Source organism: Moraxella bovis (genome assembly GCF_002014975.1).
In the GTDB taxonomy this organism is placed as follows: domain Bacteria; phylum Pseudomonadota; class Gammaproteobacteria; order Pseudomonadales; family Moraxellaceae; genus Moraxella; species Moraxella bovis.
The window spans coordinates 47,354-69,655 of record NZ_MUXV01000048.1 but is presented as its reverse complement, the minus strand read 5'-3'; the positions used below and the strand labels follow the sequence as shown (position 1 = coordinate 69,655).

Sequence of the window (22,302 nt, the reverse complement as noted above, 5' to 3'; positions counted from 1 at the left end):
CCTTTTGTATTTGCAATGAAAATGAGGAAAATCGCCCGTTCTTCAAGGAAAAAGTGAAGTTTGATAGTCGTTCTATCAAACAAGCTTTTATTATGAAAAACATCCGACCACTTAATCTGATAAATCTTAAGATTTTAACTTAATTTTAAAAATTGATAGTAGTCCAAAAAGTATGCTGAACTAGGTTTTCCGTTCGCCCTGAGCCTGTCGAAGGGTCGGAAAACCGTTATGGTTCGACAAGCTCACCACGAACGGTTTTCTTTGTAGCATACTTTTTGAACCAGAGCCTAAAAATTAAGTGGTCGGATAGCCATTTTTCGTGCAAAAACATTGTTTTATTTCTAAAAAATTTCTATATTTTAAATTGTGTTATAAAGGTTAGGCACGCCCTACACAAACCAAAAACCCTGCCAATATCATAGCAAGGTTTTTGTCAAATCAAAATTTAACATTTTAAAATGTCAATATTTTTTGATTAAATTATTTTTAATTATTTCACACGTTTTTTACCCGTGGCAAACTCATAGATGAACAGCACGATGATGGCACCAATGACTGACAGCACCAAGCCACCAAAACCGCCCTCAACTGACATGCCCAACACACTCGCCAAAAATCCGCCAACGACCGCCCCGACAATACCCAAAATAACGGTCATAATCCAGCCCATTGAGTCTGCCCCTGGTTTGATAGCACGTGCCAACAGTCCTGCAACCAATCCTACAATGATTGTCCAAATAATACTCATGATGTCTCTCCTATAACTGCCTAGCCCATAAATGCTTTGGCAAATCAATTAAACCATGGTTAAACAATGGTCTTAGAATACCTTTACCAACCTGACCAATTTGCTTTGTCTGCTTTTTACTTGATGTAAAAGTTAAACGAATTGTAAGCCAATCTTACCGCCCACACTACCCCAAAAACGTTAATAATGTAGGACGAATGTCAAATTTTAGGCAGATTTTTGATGATTTGGTTAAAATCTTAGCAAATATGCAATGATTGTGAGTGATTTTTGTAAAAAAGAGCAATAAAAAAAGACCTGCCTAAGCAAGTCTTTGTGATGGTTAAGTCAGTATTTCCAAAATCCGCCCATGTATCCCTTCAAATCCGCCATTACTCATGACAACGATGGCATCGCCTGAGCGGACATTTGCCTTGATAAACGCCAAAATCTCATCAATGCTATCAAGCACGACCTGTCCGTCTGTCTCGCCAATGGCTTCTTTTAGCCCCCATGCCAGCCCCTTTGGCTCATACCAAATCACACCGTCCGCCAATGACGCAGACGGAGCAAGCTCGGCTTTATAAACACCCAATTTCATGGTGTTAGAACGTGGCTCAATGACCGCCCAAATTTTGCGACCTGTGAGTTTTTTCTTAGCACCGTCAAGCGTGGTGGTAATGGCAGTCGGATGATGGGCAAAATCATCATACACTTGCACCCCGCCAATATCGCCGATGAGCTCCATACGGCGTTTTATCCCTGCAAAGTTTGACAGAGCCTTGCACGCTGTCGCCACACTCACGCCCACGCTGTACGCCCCTGCGATAGCCACCAGAGCATTATTGACATTATGCACGCCACTCATGCCCCAAGTTACCGTACCTGTCTCATCGCCTGTTTGTCCGATATGTTTCACGTGAAACACCGAGCCGTCCGCTTGCTCCAAAGTCGCTTGCCAATCTGCTTCATCACCGACGCTTGTCCGCCAAACAGGTGTCCATACGCCCATTTTTAGGGTATCTTCTAAGCTCTCCACGCCTTTTGGCATGATGATTTGACCGCTTGGCGGTATCATGCGAATCATGTGATGAAATTGGGTTTGAATCGCCTTTAAATCAGCGAAAATATCAGCATGGTCGTATTCTAAGTTATTTAAAATTGCAGTCGTGGGACGATAATGAACAAATTTTGAGCGTTTGTCAAAAAAAGCACTGTCATACTCGTCCGCTTCAATGACAAAATAGTCTTGACCCAAATGCGAGCTGTGGGTAAAGGCAGATTTTAAGCGTTCATCATCGGTAGCCACAAGTGGTACGCCACCAATCAAAAAGCCTGTGTCAATCCCTGCATATTGCAAAATCCAAGCAAGCATGGTCGTGGTTGTGGTCTTGCCATGCGTGCCTGCCACCGCTAGGACATGGCGGTATTGTAGGACGTGTTCGGATAAAAATTGTGGAGCAGACGTGTAGCGAAGTCGCTTGTCCAGCATATATTCCACCGCCTCCATGCCACGTTTGCAGACGTTGCCCACCACCACCAAATCAGGGGCAGGGTCTAGGTGAGCTGACTTGTAGCCCTCCAAAATCTCAACGCCAGCGTTGTGAAGCTGGGTACTCATGGGTGGATAAATGGCGGTGTCCGAGCCTGTAACGGTATGCCCAAGCGAACGTGCAATCAGGGCAAGCGACCCCATAAACGTCCCACAAATACCCAAAAAATGAATGTGCATGATGGTGCCTTACTATGATAATTTGGCAAATTATAGCAAATTTTGGTAAAAGACGGTTTTTTTATTTCTTGAATCATCAAACTAACTGCAACACCTTTTGATAATAGACCTCATAAGGTGTTCGCCAATTTAAACATTTTCTAGGTCGCAGATTGAGTTTGGCGACCTTTGTTTGTATGTATTGATTGTCCCATTGGTTAATATCAGACCCTTTGGGGAAATATTCTGTTAATAACCCATTGGTGTTTTCATTGCTTCCTCTTTGCCAAGGCTGTCTTGGTGGTGGAAAGTAGATGGTTGCTTTTAAGTGGTCTGTTATTTTTCGATGTTTGGCAAATTCTTTCCCTCTATCTGGTGTGATTGTATGCACAGGCTGATTCACTAAGGCATTGATGATGGCTTGACTGACCAAGGTTGCTTTTTTGGCTTTGACGGTTGTGCAAATTAAAAAACGACTACATCTATCTACCAAAGTAACAAAACAAGCCTTGATACAAACCCCGATAGATGATTGCATAACTCACCGTTATTTGGCTACCTTCAAGGGCTAAGCGATGCTGTATTTGCTCAGGCGACCATTGATGGTTAAATAGCTTGTCTTGTACCAAGTTAAATACATACGGATTGGTGAGCTTTAAGCTCGGGCGACAGGCTTGTCTTCTTGTTTGGTAAAGACAAGTTGCTTTGATTGCTGAATAATTGTCAACACCGCCATTTCTCTTGATTTCACGGCAAATGGTGGACTTGGCTCTGTTTAATTGTTTGGCAATTATACCCATAGATTTACCCAAAGATAACAAAACCATTATCTTTTCACGCTCATCTATGCTAAGATGTTTGTAAGAAGTGCTCATACTCTTTAATGCTTTATTTTGTGTGGTAACTTAATGATACATTAAATTGATGAACATTTCTTTATGTTATTTGGTGTTGCGGTTGGGTTGTGAATTTAAGGCTAAAATAAAAAAGACGGAAAAATTTTTCCGTCTTCTCTTTTACCTTAACCTTACATCTGCTTTTTTAGTATCCTGGCAAACCCAACACCCAGTATCACCAAAAACACCGCAAACATGGCAAGGGTCAGCTCAGGTATGCTAAACCCCAACATTTGCCAGTCTATCTCAGCACATTCGCCCGAGCCTTTTAGTACCTCTTGGAACACCTGCAAAATCGGCAAGGTATCGACCCAGTAGTTCAGCCCTGGGCCGCAGGCAGGCACTTCATCGGCAGGCAGGTGTTGAAGCCACACATGACGACCTGCCACCCCAAGCCCCCACAACGCCCCAAGAGCCATACCGCCCCATAGGGTAAGCTTAGCCCAAAGTTTTTTGGGGTTTACAAGCATGCCAACAAAGGCAAACACCCCCATTATCCACACGCCAATTCGCTGAAAGATACACAAAGGACACGGGTCAAGACCCAAATGCTTTTGAAAATAAAAAATCGCCACAAAGGTCGCCACGACCGACAAGGCAAATAAGCACGCACACAGCGTGCGAAAAGTTAGGTGTTTTAACATGGTGCTATCTGTATTGTTGTAAGTATTCATAAAAATCTTGGGTCTCTTCTCGCTCTAACTGCTGTTGGTCGGCAAAGGACTGTATGGCAATGTTGGCATAATTAAAGGCGTTTTCATTGCTGATGGCATAGCCAAGCAGTTCATTTTGGTGCTTTTGTGCCAAAAACTGCCCAAGTTTCCATGTACTGCCAAGCCGTCTTGAATCCGACTCAATCTGTGCCGACAGCGTAAAGTTTGGATTGGTTGCCTTGCCTTGCATGAGTGCCAATGCACTGCGATAGTCGTTGCCCTCGTGATATTCATCAAAAGCGTCCGCAATGGGCTGCATCTCGTTCAAAGTACGCACAATCCATTCATGTAGCTCCTGCTCGCCTTGCTCGGTCGTGATACGCACGCCTTTTTTGCGACCGTGATTGACAACCGTTTCTACATTGTCCGCCAAATACTGCTCTTCATCAGGTAGCAAATCAGGCGACTCGGACAGCAAGCAATACAATGCCAAAATCTCCAAAAAGCACGCCGTAGCGGTCGTGATACCGATGTCGCTATACGGGTCTAGGTCAATGGCACGAAACTCCACATAGGCAATCCCCCGACTTTGTAGGGCGTGCGTGGGTGTCTCGCCTGATTGGGTTACTTGTTTTGGGCGGATGGGACTATAAAACTCGTTTTCAATTTGCAAAATGTGGTCGTTAATCTGCACAGGATTGCCGTCTTTGTCGTCCACCCCAATGTCCGTAAAGTCGGCAAATGGCGTGCCAATGGCTTGTCTTAGTCCTTTGATGTATTCATCCAAATCGTTGTAGCGAATGTCCAGCTCTTTTTGAACGCTGTTGGTATAGCCCAATTTGCCCATGCGTAGGCTTGTGCCGTTAGGCTGATAGTAAGTGTGCTTGGCGTTGTCAAGCGGTAGAAGGTCATGCGTGCGACCTGTCAAAAAACATCCGCACACGCTCGGGCTTGCCCCAAGTAGGTATAAGACAAGTGGCGTTAGGCGTTTGAAGTTGCGAATTAGCCCCAGATATTTTTTGTTTTTAAAATCTTGTAAATCGGTGCAAACTTCCGCCTTTGCCCATTTGTTAAACAAGTCATCGCCCACCGATAGATTATAATGCAATCCTGCAATGGTCTGCATTTTGCGACCGTATCGCACCCCAAGCCCTGAGCGGTAGAGCGTTTTGAGTTTGCCGATGTTGGACGTGCCATAATCAGCAAGCGGAATGTCGCTGTCATCTGCCGACAACATACACGGCATGGATAACGGCCACATCAGCTCGCCATATTCTAGCGAGCGATGCACCAGCACATGAAGCTCACGAAGCATATCCAAGGCATCTTTGATGGTGGCTTTGGGTGTGGTGATGAGTTCTAATAAGTTTTCAGAATAATCGGTGGTGATGTAGGGGTGGGTGAGTTTTGAGCCGAGTTTGGCAGGGTGGAAGACTTTGGAGGCGTGTCCGTTGGGCTGCATACGCAAACCTTCTTTTTCTATGCCACGCTTCATGCCCGCCACAAGGGCTGAGTTAAACCAAGTGGGCAGGGTAAAATGTAAAGATGGATTCATTATATTATCCGTATTAAACTATTAATGTGTCTAGGGTATGTTGAACCTTTACAACACAATTTAACATTTAGAAATTTTGTAGAAATAAAACGATGTTTTTGCATGAAAATGGCTAAATCTTGCTTTTATTGCAAATACAAAAGTTCAACACTCCTATTATAATAGAGATGAGCGTATGACTGCAAAGAATTTTTGGAAAAGATGCTTATTCATTTGGTAAAATATATCAATAGAGAACCAAATCGATACATTTGATTGATAAATGTTTGGCAATAAACCTCTTTCCAAACTAAAAATAAACCCTTATAAACACTAGGTTTGAAGTTTTTAAAGATCTATAAAAATCGGGGTTTGGAAAGAAGTCTAATAAAAACTCACCCGATATGTTATTATTGGGTGAGTTTTAAGTAGCAACTTAGAATGATAATAACAGAGCTACTAATTTCTCCATTCATCACCCATGCCACAGCTATTATCACGGCATTTTCTACCATTGGCGCTTAGAACAAGTGCACCATCTCTAGCTTGTGTACCAGCTGCACTTGGATTTGCTGTTAATACCCAGTTACCAGAGTCTAGGTCACCGATGGTTACATTATATAATGCAATACCTGAGCGAGGATAGCCCCCAAGCAAATCTTGGATGGCTTGGTTGTTGTTAGCTGCCAAAGCACGGTAACCGCCCCGTCCCACCGCCAGCTTTCTTGCCTCTAACTGCCTACCAATATTTTGTAATTCTGTCATCATGTCTGCACGCTTAGTACGCACAACATAATCTTGATAGCTAGGAATGGCAATGGCTGCCAAGATGGCTATAATCACCACCACAATGGTTACTTCTATCAGTGTAAATCCCTGTTGTTTATTCATCACCAAGTCTCCTGCCCTGCAGCATTACAGGTCGTCGTAGCTAGACCTACCACAGTCGGATTAGCACCAGCGCTGGATTTACACTTAAAACCTGTGCTACGCAGTACAAAAGCACTGGCGTTATTAATGCTGCCATTATTGGGATTTGGCGTGGCATGCATCACCCAAGAGCGTCCCGAGCCTACAATGTTGGCATTAATGGCAGGATTTAGACCGACTGCTGTATTATCACCGTCTCTTAACTCAATACGATAGCGAAAGTTATTTTGGTTACTGCCTAACGGCACGAATATAACAGTACCGTTAGGGGTGTTATTATTATCACCGTAACTATGAATCAATCTTCCGTTATTATCGACATCTCTGACAGGTACAAAACCACGATAGGTCATGGCAGATGCTCGCCATCTATCTAAATCCACTTGGATTCTACCCATGGTAGACTGCACCTCTGACTCTGCATTGCGAACAACCATGTTGCGATAGTTAGGAAGGGCAATGCTGGCAAGTATCGCCACAACTATTACCACAATTATCAGCTCCAACAAGGTAAAACCCTGCTCGTGATGTTTAACGAAAAACCTCTGAGTCATATCATCTCTCCGCATTTTGGAAATCGTACCAACGATTCACTCGCAGGTTGTATCTTTCACTGTCAATCTGTGGCTGTGAGGGCAAATCAACACCGACACCAGTATTAACCGATGTACCTGCCGTATCAACGAAACGACCATCTGAACCACCACCTCGGGAAGGGCTAGTGTTTGCCATACTGGCTCTTTCTTGTACGGTTTGAGCACTTAGGAAGGTACGCAAGTTTGTGGTTGTATCACGCTCTGAAGTATAGGCGACGGTTGCCAACTCTTGGATGCCCATACCAGCCGTTGCATAACCTAACGTGCCATTTGCAGATGGTTTTTCGGCAGTATTGGTTGGGCAGACACCCCAAGGCATACAATACATTTGACGCTCTGTTGCACCTATGGTACGAGCTTCACACGTCCCACCACTACCAAACTGAAAATCAGGACTATAGACACTGTTATAGTACACGCCACCTGCAACCATGCCCGGTCCGACCGCTTTTAGGTTCTCAACATCAATACGTCCATCATAACGAATCATGTCATAATACCAACCCATGTGCTCATATACTGGCAGTTTGATGGTGGTATCACCCACTCTAACTTCTTTTTCTTCATTGAGCTTTTTGTCTCTCATGGTTTTGATGAGCGACTCACGGTATTGTTCTGTGTCTTGAGCTCCAGCAATCTCCTTGGTGTCCATTTTTCGTAAATTTGAATTATTTAGGTTGATGCTCATCAATCCATCTGCCCCAATCAACGAGTTGGTTACACGGGTGCTGGCGATATCACGATCGATAATACCATAGATACGGTTTGCGTCTGACAATCCACGGCGACGGCTTAGTGGCGAACTTCTGTCCCCTGAGGCGACATTGACCACCGCAAAACGCTGTGAATCATTAGGATCGGTATAAAAACTTGCAATCGGTGCTTCATAAAAACGATAAGGGATGTGATTTTCGCCCAAACCACCCTCGTTGGCGTTAAATACCCTGACCACACCTCTGGTTATCTTGTTGGTCAGTTCTGTCTCGTTATTTTCGCCTGATAGCTCAATTAAGTCAACACGAAACACCTGACCACCCAAATCGGCAAAATACAGATGGTCAATATAACCGTTATTGTTGCGGTCAAGTGCTGTAATGCCACCCACCACGCTGTGATTCATATGAGCTAACCCGCTGGTGGTTGTAACACCTGCACCACCAATGCTCTCACCTCTTGTCCAGCGTCCAACCAGCTCTCCTGTCTTTGAGTCGACCATATAAACCGCATTACCTTTGGTCTCTGCTTTGTTAGCACACGTTGTATCCTTATTGTTGGCATCATTTAGTTTGAACAGGGTGTTCTCATAGCACATGTCATAGCCACCGCCAAAAATCAACACCTCACGCTCAATACTTTCACCTCTACTGCCAGTTCCGGTTTTGATTTTTGCCACAACAGGTTTCGCCCAAATTTGACCCATGCGTTCAAATCCAGCTGTTTTGCTGTCTATGCTAAATAGCATGCTAGGTGCCAATCTATCGGTCAAATCCAAGCCATAAAGACCCTCACCCCCCATACGCAGACCGCCGTAGGCATAGATATGACCTCGCCCCTGAGCTGTTGCATTATTCGAAGCGGCAATTGCATCGGTGGTAATCCGTGTGGGTGAAGCTGAAAAGTCATAGTTGTATTTAGCATTAATCACCCAAGGTGCATCGACCCCAAAGGCAGGCTCGCCAGAAGTGCCTGTTCCTGATGGGCTTAGAGCTCTACGCTGTTTGTCATCTTCAAACATTCTGCGAGGGATAAAACTAAACTCCTCTTCGCCAGTGCTGGCATTTGCCATAAGTAAAGAACCGCTCATGGAGCCATACAGCACGTAGTCCTGACGACCTTGTGTTGATGAGACGTTGCCTGTGCTGTCAAACTGACCTTGGTATGCCACCAATGCTGGTACAGAGTGATGTATACCACCCATGACCGGCTTGCCTACAGGTGCTTTGCTAAACTCACTTTGTAGTTTAGCATTCTGCTGTGCTGGCGTGCCTTGATAGTCTGATTCTAACAAAGACACATTACCAAAGCCCAGGTAATGCAGGATATACGCCTTATCTAAGGCACTGTAGCTCGCTGACAAGGTATCAAAGCCAAATAGCTGACCGTTTTGGACACCTACCTTCTTCATCTTACCAGCATCTTCTACATAGACTGTACGCACGGTATTCTTGTTGTTTGCCGTAGGCGTGGGCAAGCGTGCATAGCTACCCCCTGTGGTAATGGCACCATCGGCGGCATCTCCTTTTTGCCATATATCCAGAGCCCTGGGGTTGGTGGCATAGGGGAAGGTGGAGCCTCCTGCCGTCTGATAGAGTCTGGTCACCCCATCTCTACCATATAATGTGCCGTTTAGCGTGTGGTATTTTTTTAAGTTGCCCGGCCAGGTCGCAGGGGCGTCCGCAATATTCGCCTGTAGCATGGGCAGATAGGCATAAGGCTGCAAGCTGGCGATAGATAATGGGTCAGTTGGCACAGCCACCGTTCCTGAAGGAGCGGCTGAGATACTGCCCGTCACACTAGTTACAAATTCAACAATACTTCTGGCGACATCTTTCGAAGATTCGGCATAATAAAAACCGCCCTGACCATACCCATGACCACGCTCACCCAGATAACATAGGTTTTTCGCATCACGGTTTTTGATGCGAGAGCAGTCATAGATATTTCTGGTGCTTTTTTCACCTGTGAAAAGATCCACCACCTCCTTGTTGGTCTTATATCTACCTGCATCTTCGAAGACCTTACCAAAACCGACCGTGGCTGTCAAAATCGGCTTACCCACCTTGTTATCTTTACTGGTCAATACCTTGGCAAACTCGCCAATACACTCCCACTGAGGATGACCGATGGTGCTTCTAGCGCTGGCATAGCCACTACCAGCACTAATGATATCTCTAGGTTTGCCATTAATAGAGCAAAGTCCACCATTTAAAGACAGACGGTTCGCCCCCAAGGCAGCATTCATGATGGAAGTGGTGGCATTGTCAGCAACGCCATTACCGCTGGCGTTGTTGGGCTCACCATCTGTCAGAAAGTAGATGCCCTGACCGTCACATTGACTACTACCAATCGGGGAGGCATAAGTGTTGTCTTTGATGGCATTTGAGTGTGCCATGTTAAAACCACTGCCTGTAGCCCCCTTGGGTAGGGTTTCTTTTTTATAATAAAAAGTTGTCCGTCCATTACTATATTGATAATTCGCACCAAGATCAGCTAATAGCTGTCGGCTAAATGTTGCCCTCATAATACCATAATTCGGACATGTGGTGTCTAGCCGACCTTCTTTGGGCTGTGGTGCAGTACAGCGAATCATGGGAGTACCGTTCGCTGGGTTGTTACCATACGTTACCAAAGTATAAAAGTCCGCCATCTCTGTTGAGCCACTCGTGGTCGTCCCTAGCATATACGCCCCCGCTTCGGCATAGGCATGAGCGGTGGGTGTGTTGGTGCTGGCTGTCAGACCCGCGATGATTTTCGCCATCGCCAGTCTGTGCTCATAAGTCAGCTCAGAGACAGGATAAGAGATGACCCCGCCACCATCAACGTTACTTCTCATAAAAAAGTTACCCAGCCCGATCTTATACTGCATATAGTCAGCCCCAAAGCCTGTGGCTGGATCGGCCAGCAGTGGCATAATGGCATCTTTTAGACGTGCCATACGATCATAATACGCCGTCGAGGTGCAGTAGTTTCTTGTATAACTGACACGCTCGCCAGGACTGCCATCATCTTTTTTGACAACAACTAAGTTAGTGTCAAACCGAAGATCTCGACTATCGCGACATCCTCTACCAGGATAATCAACGCCCACACTGGCTGGACCCATCGATCCTGAGTTATCCAGCATCAGCATGACTGATGAGCCACCACCTGTAGGTGCTTCATAGATTTCTAGGTCGCCAATGCGTTTTTCAACAGTATTGGCATGAGATTGTAGTGTCGCTGCACTCATGACCGTCATGGTGGCGATAATGGCGTGACTAAGCTGTTTTATTGAAAATGTTTTCATCATATATTACCTTGGTATTTTAATAATCACTACTCTTAAGATTCTTATGGTGTAGGTGCCCGACAGGTGCCGTCTGCAGCAAGCTGAGCATTGTCGCAGACATCCGCCTCTCTTTCAAAGCGCAGAGTAGCTTCTTCAACGATGGCTTTGGCAGGGACACCTTGCTCTTGGAGACAAGTGGTTAAATTTCTTGTACCGAAGTTATTGCCATAGTTGGCATTCGTAATATCACCGACCGCCATATCCATACAATTCCTAATATCAGCACTGCCAGCACTGGACAAGCCAGGCAGCATAGACACACTGTGCATGGCAATGCGAGAGCTAGGCGGTGTTAAGCCTGCACCCGTCTGCTCGCCTTCTAATGCTAACTTAAAATTATCACTATCGGCAGTCTGACTGGTTAATCCACGGGTTACCACCTGAGTCATAACAGTGTTACGCCCCGATATATAGTCTTGGGCATTATTGGGGTTGCAAGCACCATCATTGGTACGCATGGTGCCGCCACCTGGCAGTAACACACGAGCTCTCTCGACATCAAAAAATGTCTGTGCATTGGGTGTGTAGCAAAAACGCACTTGATGGTCTACTTTCTCATTAGGGTCCGCATTGGCACCACCGATGGGAATGAAGTAGCCAAGCACACCTCTAGTCTGAGACATCATCTGGGGGCGAAGCACGTGATTATTATCGCCAGCTACCGTCTCGATATGAGCCAATACAGAGTCAGATGAGTTTAACATCAGCACGTCAGCTTGTTCATTGGTGGCAACACGTAAATCCAAACTACCCTGACGCACCGCTATCATGCCTGCAATCGCAATCAAAAGCAAAAATAAGAGCACAGCAATCAGTGCCACCCCAGATTCAGAGCGATTTACCATAGTACCACCTTTATTATATTGTTGTATTGTCATAGTCGCACCAAGACATGATTAAGAACGACCACGTGAGTTACGTAGCATGATGTTAGTCTCATAGACACGACGAATAAATCTGCCTTGACCATCTTTCATCCCAACTTGATTACCTAAAATGCTATAAGTTGGATTTTCTGGAGCGTCAATCGATGAGACACTACCTTTAGTCAAAAGACCAAGCTGAATGGCGATGATTGCTGTGTTAGCTCCCATACCATTATATTCTGTCGGCGTCACATAATGAATACCGTCACCATTGGCAACACCAAATCTCACCTGAAAATCATCAATGCCTGAGACAATCAACGCCCCGTCATCGCCAAAGCGATGGATGTTATTCTGCTCGGTGGCACCCGTTAGAATGGTCGCATCTGCCGTACCCTGACCACCATCTTCAACGATGACATCAGAGACATATAGACCAGCATCACAGCGAAGCTCTAAGGTATCGCCATTGGCTCGGACAAAGTATCGCTCGATAATAATCTGACCATCAATGGGCCCGACAGGGTTACCTGGCATTTCTAAAACACCCGTTCTAGGCCCTAACACCAAATTACCTTCACAGTCACGCATGTTCACAGGTGCTCTATACTGAATGGTTAGCTGATCACTACCACCACCATTGGTGTTTGTCGTGGTAGCATCTAATGCATCTCGACTAAGAAGATCAGTGGTAAGATTGCCTAACGCGCGAACAGCCTCAGCATTAGCGCCACCTGCTAATACGCCACTGTCCACAGCACTGGCCTTGGAAGCCTCTGACAGACCCAAACCCGCCATACGGATATTATTCTCAATATGTTGCAGACCAAACACATTGGCATCTAGGATACTAGAACCCGCTTCTTGGACAGTGGCTGTACGTACGCTGATCACATATACCTGACCAACTGCTGCGATGATAAGCAAAGCTAACACAAGAGAGATCATCAACTCTATGAGAGTAAAACCTTGTTGTTTATTGATCATTAGTAAGTCTCCAATACAACACAGCTTGAACCACGATTGTAGGTGCCTTGATCAGAAATACAGTCTTCATTGCCACCACCAACGGTCGGAGTTGTCTCTCCCCAGCTTGCAATCAGACAAACACGCACCAATCCTGCACCAGGACAGTCCAAAGCGTTTAGCATCATTTGGTTATCTGCAGCCAGTCTCATGGCTTGATGGGCAGTATAATCCACCTGCTGTGCTGCAGTGCAAGCGGATGTTGCACAGTTTGTGTCAGGTGCAGCTGGTATGGCTGCTGCATAAGTGGCAGGGTTTGCACTAGTGCCATGTGCAGCGATGGCATCACGATATCTTTGCTTCATGTCTGCGGTAGGATGCAAACGCATGTCCTCTGCAATATTACGTACTGCTACCATGGCATCGCTACGAATAAGCGTCTCATCTGTTGCCTTTACCGCTCTCATCTGCATGGCACTAAACCCAAGCACAGCAACAGCAAGCAGTAGTAATGATACTATAACCTCTACCATGCCCAAGCCATGTTGGCCAATACAGGTATTCTGTCTTAACATTGGCTATTCTCCGAACGTAAGCTAACATTACCATTAACATCAACCGCCACCACTCGTCCTGCACGAGTTCTTTCACTATCACAAGCAACCGTAAAGGTCGATGCTGGATTAACTCGCTTGTTTGCTAAAAATACCACCGTGGCAGCACCGCTTGATGTTGTTACTGGCGTTGAGGTGTTGATATTAAAATTCTTTAATGTGGTACCCGCTACCGTCAATGTCGCATTATTTCCCGTCAGAGTAAGTGTCACATCCTGTCGGCGCATCATACTCTCTGCACGTGCCTCTTTCATGGCAGCGACAATGGTTTGGGCGGTAGATTTATTACGCTGACTCTCTAATGACCTATTGATATTTGGAGCAGCAATAGTGGCTATGACACCTATAATTACAACAACAATGATTAGCTCAACCAAGCTAAACCCCAGCTGTTTAGATGGTATCACATGACCACATCTAGATACTGAAAAGGACACGGTGTATTCCTTATAATTTTGCCGAATTGTCATACAATCTCAGCTTTTTAGGACAAAAATACAAATATAGATAAAAGAATTGTTGCAAAAATATTCCACATATCGCAAATTTTAGGGGAATAGGGCTTTTACTTTCATTATTCATACAAAAAACATAGAAATACAGCCTGTTTATGCTAAAGCTCATATTATGCAACAATCCATTGACGGTCTGTAGGATTTTTATTTTTTGCGAATTTATTTTGTTATTATACAACTAGGGCACCCCAAAATACCAAATATAGCGACCAACCGACAAATAATTGGCATTATTGGCAAAGTGATTGTTTGAAAATAAAAAACACCTGCCAAAGACAGGTGTTTTTTAATCATTATCTTAATTAGAATTAAGAGAAGTCTAATTCAGTTTCAAAACCTTTTAGGCTGTGACGAGCCATTGCTAGGTTTGATTTTTGACGATCAAGCACTAGGTACAAAAATAGATTCTCGTTACGTACTAGTGGACGGAGAAGGTGATATTGACCGCTTAGAGTAATCAGGATGTCTTCAATAGACTCGTTAAGACCCAATGCTTTTGCAGTTTTACGCTTAGCACGTACCACTTCAGTGTTACCAGCAGCAGCTAGTTCTAGGTCAACGCCAGTACCCAAAGCAGCTAGGGCAAGACCTGATTCGCTATCAACCAATGCTGCTGCAATGAAACCGTCGATGTCGCTTAGACCGTCAAGAGATAATTTAGCCATGATGCTATTCCTTAAAAAGTAAATTAATATTGAGATTAATGACGATTTAAGTAATAGTTATCAATAATTAAAGATTTTAAAATTAACAAGTTAATTTAAAATTTTAATGACTATTAACAAATTTCTAAAAATCGTCATATCATAACAAAATCATGTATTAGCATTTTGTTATGTGTGTATTAAACCACACCAAGAAATAAAATGCAAGCATTATTTTGAAATTTTGTGCGGAAAAAATAGAAAAATCAATTTTTTAATAAAAATTTATATAAAAATCAATTACTTTTATAATGTACACTCTACAAAATGAAAAAGTGCTACGGTTTCCGTTCGTGGTGAGCCTGTCGAACCATGACGGAAAATAGCTCAGGGCGAACAGTTTCCGTGGTAAAATTCAATTTTGTTAGCTGTATGGTTTTTTTAAAAGATTATTTTTAATTTTTAAAACTATTGATTTAAGCAAACACCCAATATGGCTCAAGACATACCTAATATAATAAATGATAATCATATACAATATCTTACCATCAATCCACCCTAACCCAAATCGGCATGGTCTGTGAATATTGGCTCGTGCCATAGCTCCCACGTGTGGTGTTGTCGGTGCGAATGTCGCCGATTTTTGTCCATTGTCCACGGTGTAGCATGATGTCATTGGATAGATTTTGGATGCTAAGCGTGCCTGTGCGTGCCGACTGGTGTAGACTTAGGCGGATTTGACCGTTTGGTGAGACGGTCGCTTTGGCAGAAAAACCATCTGTGAGCGCCACCCAAGACGCACCAAAATTCACCCACACTCTGCCATATCGCTGATGAGCTTGCCCACCTACAAGCCCGATGAGCGTGCTTTGAGTGATAGACACAGGCGAGCCTGACAGGGTTTGTACGGTGTAGTGCTGATTTGTGGTGCTTTGGCTTTGGGTGTTGTGATATTGCCCGTTTATCCACACCTGCCGAGAGATGCCGACATTGACATGACCGCCTTGACTGCTTTGGGCGGTTTGGTTGTTTAGGGCAAGCGAGATGTTAAGCTGGGTGGGGGCAACATCCACTTGACGGACAAGGGCGGAGATACGCTCATAGTCGGCAGGGGTCGCCTTGATGATGAGTTTGTCTTGATATAGCCGTGCCGTGCCACGATTGCCAAGCTCATCTTGGATGATGTCAAGTAGGGCAGGGCCGCCATAGGTGTGAATGACATACATTTGGGTGTTGGCGTGGGCGAGCGTGGCAAGAAAGCTTAAAATGATGAGTGGTTTTTTCATAAAAAATAAAAGGTTAAAATGGCTTTTTAAGTAACTTTTAGCTATTTTAACCTTTTTTAGAAAGGAGCTTGTAGGTTTATTGTGTGCAAAAATTACCAGTCAAACCATTTGACAAGCCATTTATTTCAACCCAAGCACGTCCTGCATGTCATACAGCTGTGCAGGTTGGTTATGGAGCCACAAGCCAGCTCGTACTGCCCCATTGGCAAAGGTCATACGGCTTTGGGTTTTGTGGGTAATCTCGACAATCTCGCCATTCATGATAAATTCCACAGTATGTTCACCGACAATCTCACCTCCACGCACCGCATGAATGCCAATCTCGCCATCGGTGCGTTTGGCTTGCCCTTGTCTGCCATAGACAGCGGATGTTTTGAGCGTTTGTCCACGGGCATCTGCCACCGCATTTGCCATCATGAGAGCCGTGCCGGACGGTGCGTCTAGCTTATGTTTGTGATGATGTTCGATGATTTCGACATCTGCGTCCATGCCTAGCACTTTGGCGGTGGTGGCAAGTAGATTTAACGACAAATTCACCCCTGTGGAGTAGTTGCCAGCATAGACGATAGGGATGTGTTTGCTTGCCTCATGCAGTTTGGCTTCTTGGGCTTCGTCAAGCCCTGTTACTCCCATGACAAGGGCGACTTTGTTGGCGATACACGCCTCTAACACCTCATCTAAGGCATCGGGCAAACTAAAATCGATGAGCACGTCCACCCCTGACAAATCTAGCGTAGAGAGTGTAACCCCACATTTACCCACGCCCACAAACTCGCCTGCGTCCACGCCGATAAGGCTAGATATAGAACGGACAAATGCTCCCGCTAGGTTGGCTTTGGGGTTGTCTAGTGTGGACTGGATGAGCATACGCCCCATGCGACCTGATGCACCCATGATTGCGATGTTTAGTGCCATGATGATTTTCCTTGGGATTAAAGTTTAAGATGATTTGATGATAACCAAAAATTTGCCAAAAGTAAATTTAAAAAATAAGATTTTGGCTCAAAAAGCATGCTACAAGGGAAAACTATTGCCTGCTCATAACGGTTTTCCGACCCGTAGGCATGGCTCAGAGCGAACGGAAAACCTAGTTTGGCATACTTTTTAGGCTACCACCAAAAATAAAAAACACGGTAAAATTTTACCGTGTTTTATTTGAAAGGTTAGGTTTAATCAAAAATGTCTTTAACTTCATCTTTGATTTTATCAAAAAAGCCTTTTTTCTTGGCACTTACTCCGTTGTCGCCATTTAGGGTTTTGGCGAATTGTTCGAGCAGGGATTTTTGTTCGCTTGTCAAGTTAGTGGGTGTCTCAACGATAATGCGACAAATTAAATCGCCCTGCATGCCACCACGCACGGTCGTTACACCCTTGCCACGCACACGCAGGAGCTTGCCACTTTGGGTGCCTTCGGCGACTTTGATTTTTAGGCGACCACCGCCTAACGTGGGGATTTCTACTTCATCGCCAAGTGCGGCGGTGGCGATATTGACAGTAATATCAAGGTGCAAATCCGCCCCATTTCTGATAAAGATGTCGTGCGGTCTGACATGAATCTCGACATATAGGTCACCATTTGGCATGCCACTGTCGCCCGCTTCGCCCTTGCCTGATAGGCGGACACGGTCGCCATTGTCCACGCCGGCAGGGATGGAGACTTCTAGGGTCTGAGATTTGTGCTGTTTGCCTTTGCCATGGCAGTTGTGGCAGGGGTTTTTGATTTTTTTGCCAGTGCCGCGGCAGTCAGGGCAGGTTTGCTGCATGACAAAAAAGCCCTGTTGGACACGCACCTGACCATGTCCGCCACAGGTAGGACAGCTGACGACATCGCTGGCAGACTTTGCCCCTTTACCATCGCAGGTCTCACAGTGAACGCTCGTGCTGTATGTGATTTCTTTTTTACAGCCAGCCACCGCTTCTTCTAGGGTGAGATTGATTTGGTAGAGCAAATCCGCTCCTTTGCTAGCACGAGAAGAGCCACGAGAGTTGCCAAACATATCACCAAAGATGTCGCCAAAACCGCCACCGCCACTAAAACCACCACGAGCCCCACCGCCAAAGAAACTGCCAAAGATGTCGTTTAGGTCATCGGCACTAAATCCGCCAGCATTGCCAAAACCACCGTTATTCATGCCCTGCTCAAAGGCACTGTGTCCCATGCGGTCATAAGTGGCACGTTTTTGAGCATCCGAAAGCACTTCATACGCCATCGTCGCTTCTTTAAACTTTTCTTCGGCACTTGGGTCGTCTGGATTTTTGTCGGGGTGATATTTCATCGCAAGACGACGGTAGGCTTTTTTAATCTCTTTATCGTCTGCCGACTTGTCCACGCCCAAAATGGTATAAAAATCTTTACTCATGTGTTGTCCTGATTGGCTTTTGGCTACTTAGGCGACCCAAAAAGGTCACGATTTGCAAAAATAAAAACTTGCCTATTTATGGTGCTTTTATGCCATTTATCAAGCGTGATTGGTGTGATTTTTTACCAATTTTCAAAAATTTATGGCAAAATACCCCACATCATCCCTATTATCATCATGTGTTTATGAAAATCACCAAACTGCTCTTGGCACTTGTCATCATCGCCCTTGTCATCGTGGCAGGCTCGCCCTATTATAAGCTCTACACCCTAAAAAACGCTTATGACAATGGCGACTACGCCCCCATTATTAACAGTATAGACTTTGAGACACTACGCCCAAACCTAAAACATCAGCTCATCACCAAAACCGATAACTGGCTCGGCTCTAACGACGTGGTGCAGGGTTTGCCACTCTTTGGCGGACTGCTTGGGCTAGATGGTGCCAAGCTTAATACCATCGCCCACAGCTTTATCAATACTGCCGTGGATAAGGGCATTACCCCTGAGAATCTAACTCGGCTTGCCCAAGGCGACGTTCAGCCTGAGATTGAACCCATGCTTGTGGGCATTGCCTTATTTGGCGGTTATGTTGATACCGAACGACTGCTCACCGACTACATCAGCACAGGCGACATGAACATCGCCATCAATAATCAAAAAACCGCCATCGCTACCAAGGCAAGCGATAACATCGGACAGCCAACCCAGCCCAAGCTGTCGTACTGTGGTATCAACTGCTTTGAAGTTGATACCACCATCAAAGATAAGCCCTATACCACCATCATGCACCGCCATCAAGTGCTAGACTGGCAGATAGTTAATATTGTACTGCCTTGATTTGTCAGACTGAACGTGCAAAACAAAACCGCCATTAAGACGGTTTGATTGCTACTAATCCAAGAATCCTCAAACTAAATCGAAAAAGACGAGCCACAGCCACAGGTAGTCGTGGCGTTGGGATTGTCCACGACAAAGCGAGAACCTTCAAGCCCTTCGATATAGTCAATCGTTGAGCCGTGTAGATACTGATAGCTAAGACTGTCCACCACGAGCGTGGCATCGCCATTGTCAAAGGTGGCATCATCATCGTCTAGCTCATCGGCAAAATCAAAGCCGTAGGAAAAACCCGAACAGCCACCGCCTGTGACATAGACCCGAAGCATGAGCTCATGATTGCCTTCGGCATCTTTTAGTTTTTGTAATTTTTTGGCGGCATTGTCGGTTAGGGTCATGACATTTTGCATGGTTTTTCTCTTTTTAAAATTTTTACAATTCTTAGGGATGATTATACCATAATAAGCCCAAATTTTAGCGATACAAGGTATAATGGATAATTTTTATAATTTGCACAAAAAACCATGATAGAACTCTCCCAAGTCGCCGTCCGCCGAGACGGTCGCCTGCTGTTTAGCGGGGTCAATCTACAACTTCATCAAGGTCAAACTATCGGACTCACTGGCAACAACGGCACGGGCAAATCCACGCTGTTCGCCACACTCTTAGGCGAGCATGGCACGGACGCGGGCAGTGTGTCCATGCCAAAAAACTGGCAAATCGCCCACATGGCACAAGAAGTCCACGCCAGCGAGCAGACCGCCCTAGACTATGTATTATCAGGCGATGATGAATGGTATCGTCTTAACGACAAAATCCAAAACCAATCCGCCTTATCCGAGCATGACATCGCCCCCATTTACCAAAGGTTTGATGAGATAGACGGCTATCGCACGCCGTCTAAGGCAAGTCAGATTTTGTCAGGGCTAGGATTTGGCGAGCATGAACATACCCGTATGGTGCGTGAGTTTTCGGGCGGTTGGCGTATGCGATTAAACCTAGCTCGCACGCTCATGCACCGAGCAGACGTGCTACTGCTTGACGAGCCGACCAACCATTTAGACTTAGATGCGATTTTGTGGCTCGAAGATTGGCTTGGTAAATTTGACGGTCTCATCATCGTTATCAGCCACGACCAAGCCTTTATGGATACCATTTGTACGCACATCGCCCACATTGAGCAAGAGAGCATCACGCTCTACACTGGCAACTATGCCCAATTTATCCGCACCCGAGCCGAACGCTTAGCCCAGCAACAACAAACCTTTGAACGCCAAGAAGCGATTAAGGCTCACCTTGAAAACTTCATTCGCCGTTTTGGGGCAAAAGCCACCAAAGCCAAACAAGCCCAAAGCCGTGTCAAACAGCTTGCCAACATGACCGACATCACTCCCGTCATGGCGGACAGTGAGTTTAGTTTTGCGTTTTATCCACCTACCGCCTTATCATCACCGCTCATCAGCCTAGATAATGCGTCTATCGGCTATGATAAGCCCTTGATAAATAGGGTCAATTTGCAAATCACGCCCGACACACGGCTTGGCGTGCTTGGGGCAAATGGGGCAGGCAAAAGTACACTGATTAAGGCACTTGTGGGCGATTTACCGCTACTTTCAGGCACGCACCGAGCGTCTGATAATCTCATGCTTGGCTATTTTAATCAGCACCAAATGGACGCATTGGACGAATCTGCCACCCCGCTCATTTTGCTTAGGCGACTGGCTGGCACGACATCGGACGCGGATTTGCGGGCGTTTTTGGGCAGTTTTAATTTTCGTGGCGATAAGATTGACACACCTTGCCGTCTGTTTTCTGGGGGCGAAAAAGCACGGCTAACCCTCGCCCTTATCGTCTGGCAACGCCCCAACGTGCTGGTGCTGGACGAGCCGACCAACCACCTTGACCTATCCATGCGTAACGCTCTCATGCTCGCCCTACAAAACTTTGAGGGGGCGTTAATCCTAGTCTCGCACGATAGGGATTTGGTGATGAACGTCTGCGACAATCTCATGCTGGTGGCGGACGGACGAGCGGACGAATTTACAGGCGACATGGCGGACTATGCTGAGCATTTAAGACAGGCTCGCCTTGCCAAACTTGCCCAAAACAAGGCAGAAAATAAAGAGACCAAAGCCAACACCACCACGGCCGTCAGCGACAAACCTGCCCTATCCAAAGAAGAAATCCGCAAAAAAAATGCCGAAAACCGCCAAAAAACCGCCCCACTTCGTAAAGAGATTGAAAAACTCGAAAAAGAGCTAGATAAACTCACCAGCGAGCTTGGCGAGATTGAACACGCCTTATCCGACCAAAGTCTGTACGATGATGACAATAAGGATAAATTGCTAAATCTACTTGCCAAACAAAGCGAATGGCAAAAACAAGTGGCGGACATCGAAGAGAATTTACTGTTAAAAATGGACGAACTTGAAACGTTGGAGAATGCTTTGTCGTGAAAAAACAGCCCCCCAAACACGATTATTATGCCATTTTAGGCGTGCCAAAATCCGCCAGCACGGACGACATCAAGCACGCCTACCGTCAGCTTGCCAAACGCCACCACCCCGACCGTGCAGGCGAAGGCGGACAAATCGTACTAATAAACGAAGCCTACGCCACCCTAAAAGACCCCAAAAAACGTGCCGAATATGACGTGTATCACGCCGTCTATTTTAGTGCGGTAGGCAAATTGACCCAAAAAATCAACCAAGAAATCCAAAAATCGCCCACTGTTATGGCAAATTTGCAAAAATTTGAAACAAACGCCCAAAGATTTGCCAACTTTGCCGAAAAGCGTATCCACGAATTACAAAGAGATTGGCAAGCGGATAAGGGCATTTTTAAAAATGCCAAAGCCCTACTTGCCAAAGCCCAAACCATCATCGCCCAAACTGCCAAAGAAGCGAGCAAACCCCCAAAAAACACCTTCCCCACGCTCGTCATCAGTAGGGAGCTTAGTCAGCAGGGCGGACAAATCACCTTTACCCATCAAGGTCGCACCGTTCGCACCACACTCCCGCAAGGTCTAACAGACGGCTCACAAATCAAGCTCACGATTGGGGGTGTGGGGGTGTGGTTTGTGATACGGATTGCCAATTAACATACATGGATAGAAAAGTG

At 45.6% G+C, this 22,302-nt stretch carries 19 protein-coding genes and 2 pseudogenes; 3 read left to right on the top strand and 18 right to left on the bottom strand.

The window, feature by feature from the left end:
* Nucleotides 1–490 precede the first annotated feature (490 nt).
* The 17 genes and pseudogenes from B0182_RS11010 to dnaJ all read right to left on the bottom strand — a co-directional run bounded on the left by B0182_RS11010 (nt 491) and on the right by dnaJ (nt 18,346).
* Entirely contained in the window at nt 491–748 is a 258-nt protein-coding gene (locus B0182_RS11010; protein ID WP_078274981.1) for a GlsB/YeaQ/YmgE family stress response membrane protein, read from the bottom strand.
* A 322-nt stretch (nt 749–1,070) separates the two neighbouring features.
* Entirely contained in the window at nt 1,071–2,459 is a 1,389-nt protein-coding gene (mpl, locus tag B0182_RS11005) for a UDP-N-acetylmuramate:L-alanyl-gamma-D-glutamyl-meso-diaminopimelate ligase (RefSeq protein ID WP_078274980.1), read from the bottom strand.
* 76 nt (nt 2,460–2,535) lie between these two features.
* Nucleotides 2,536–3,313, bottom strand: a pseudogene (locus B0182_RS15380) (IS30 family transposase).
* A gap of 152 nt (nt 3,314–3,465) precedes the next feature.
* Complete coding sequence (locus tag B0182_RS10995; protein WP_228157734.1) at nt 3,466–4,008, bottom strand: disulfide bond formation protein B; 543 nt, start codon at nt 4,006–4,008, stop codon at nt 3,466–3,468.
* A complete protein-coding gene (gene gshA / locus B0182_RS10990) occupies nt 3,983–5,542 on the bottom strand; it encodes a glutamate--cysteine ligase (protein ID WP_078274979.1) in 1,560 nt (519 codons plus the stop codon). The genes B0182_RS10995 and gshA overlap by 26 nt, the downstream gene beginning before the upstream one ends.
* A gap of 438 nt (nt 5,543–5,980) precedes the next feature.
* A complete protein-coding gene (locus B0182_RS10985) occupies nt 5,981–6,412 on the bottom strand; it encodes a type IV pilin protein (RefSeq protein WP_078274978.1) in 432 nt (143 codons plus the stop codon).
* Complete coding sequence (locus B0182_RS10980; RefSeq protein ID WP_158079701.1) at nt 6,412–7,005, bottom strand: prepilin-type N-terminal cleavage/methylation domain-containing protein; 594 nt, start codon at nt 7,003–7,005, stop codon at nt 6,412–6,414. The genes B0182_RS10985 and B0182_RS10980 overlap by 1 nt, the downstream gene beginning before the upstream one ends.
* Before the next feature lies 1 nt (nt 7,006).
* Nucleotides 7,007–11,053 carry a pilus assembly protein gene (locus tag B0182_RS10975; RefSeq protein ID WP_158079700.1) on the bottom strand — a complete coding sequence of 1,349 codons (4,047 nt, stop codon included), beginning with the start codon at nt 11,051–11,053 and terminating at the stop codon, nt 7,007–7,009.
* 44 nt (nt 11,054–11,097) lie between these two features.
* Nucleotides 11,098–11,940 (bottom strand): hypothetical protein, encoded by an 843-nt coding sequence (locus B0182_RS10970; RefSeq protein WP_078274975.1) that lies wholly within the window; start codon nt 11,938–11,940, stop codon nt 11,098–11,100.
* A gap of 51 nt (nt 11,941–11,991) precedes the next feature.
* On the bottom strand, nt 11,992–12,855 hold the full coding sequence (locus tag B0182_RS10965; RefSeq protein ID WP_244893685.1) for a PilW family protein: 864 nt from the start codon (nt 12,853–12,855) through the stop codon (nt 11,992–11,994).
* A gap of 18 nt (nt 12,856–12,873) precedes the next feature.
* A pseudogene (locus tag B0182_RS15375) lies at nt 12,874–12,948 on the bottom strand (prepilin-type N-terminal cleavage/methylation domain-containing protein); the annotation flags it as partial.
* Nucleotides 12,948–13,502, bottom strand: coding sequence for a type IV pilus modification protein PilV (gene pilV / locus B0182_RS10960; RefSeq protein WP_078274974.1), 555 nt, complete (start codon nt 13,500–13,502; stop codon nt 12,948–12,950). The pseudogene B0182_RS15375 and the gene pilV, both read right to left, overlap by 1 nt.
* Nucleotides 13,496–14,011, bottom strand: a complete 516-nt coding sequence (locus B0182_RS10955) for a GspH/FimT family pseudopilin (protein ID WP_078274973.1) — start codon at nt 14,009–14,011, stop codon at nt 13,496–13,498. Before B0182_RS10955 ends, pilV begins: the two co-directional genes overlap by 7 nt.
* Nucleotides 14,012–14,364: 353 nt before the next feature.
* Nucleotides 14,365–14,721: a hypothetical protein gene (locus B0182_RS10950; protein WP_029103448.1), complete on the bottom strand. Its 357-nt coding sequence runs from the start codon at nt 14,719–14,721 to the stop codon at nt 14,365–14,367.
* Between the two features lie 527 nt (nt 14,722–15,248).
* The gene (locus tag B0182_RS10945; protein WP_078274972.1) at nt 15,249–15,986 is read right to left on the bottom strand and encodes a hypothetical protein; all 738 of its coding nucleotides are present in this window, start codon (nt 15,984–15,986) and stop codon (nt 15,249–15,251) included.
* A gap of 120 nt (nt 15,987–16,106) precedes the next feature.
* Nucleotides 16,107–16,901 carry a 4-hydroxy-tetrahydrodipicolinate reductase gene (gene dapB, locus B0182_RS10940; RefSeq protein ID WP_078274971.1) on the bottom strand — a complete coding sequence of 265 codons (795 nt, stop codon included), beginning with the start codon at nt 16,899–16,901 and terminating at the stop codon, nt 16,107–16,109.
* 254 nt (nt 16,902–17,155) lie between these two features.
* Nucleotides 17,156–18,346: a molecular chaperone DnaJ gene (gene dnaJ / locus B0182_RS10935; RefSeq protein WP_078274970.1), complete on the bottom strand. Its 1,191-nt coding sequence runs from the start codon at nt 18,344–18,346 to the stop codon at nt 17,156–17,158.
* An 89-nt stretch (nt 18,347–18,435) separates the two neighbouring features.
* On the opposite strand from dnaJ, the gene B0182_RS10930 reads away from it, so the two are divergent.
* Nucleotides 18,436–19,185 (top strand): DUF2939 domain-containing protein, encoded by a 750-nt coding sequence (locus tag B0182_RS10930; RefSeq protein ID WP_078274969.1) that lies wholly within the window; start codon nt 18,436–18,438, stop codon nt 19,183–19,185.
* A gap of 74 nt (nt 19,186–19,259) precedes the next feature.
* On the opposite strand, the gene erpA is transcribed toward B0182_RS10930, so the two are convergent.
* Nucleotides 19,260–19,592 (bottom strand): iron-sulfur cluster insertion protein ErpA, encoded by a 333-nt coding sequence (gene erpA, locus B0182_RS10925; RefSeq protein ID WP_062500809.1) that lies wholly within the window; start codon nt 19,590–19,592, stop codon nt 19,260–19,262.
* Between the two features lie 114 nt (nt 19,593–19,706).
* On the opposite strand from erpA, the gene B0182_RS10920 reads away from it, so the two are divergent.
* Together B0182_RS10920 and B0182_RS10915 are read left to right on the top strand one after the other, a co-directional pair.
* Nucleotides 19,707–21,638, top strand: coding sequence for an ABC-F family ATP-binding cassette domain-containing protein (locus tag B0182_RS10920; RefSeq protein ID WP_078274968.1), 1,932 nt, complete (start codon nt 19,707–19,709; stop codon nt 21,636–21,638).
* Nucleotides 21,635–22,282, top strand: coding sequence for a J domain-containing protein (locus B0182_RS10915; RefSeq protein ID WP_078274967.1), 648 nt, complete (start codon nt 21,635–21,637; stop codon nt 22,280–22,282). The genes B0182_RS10920 and B0182_RS10915 overlap by 4 nt, the downstream gene beginning before the upstream one ends.
* Nucleotides 22,283–22,302 lie beyond the last annotated feature (20 nt).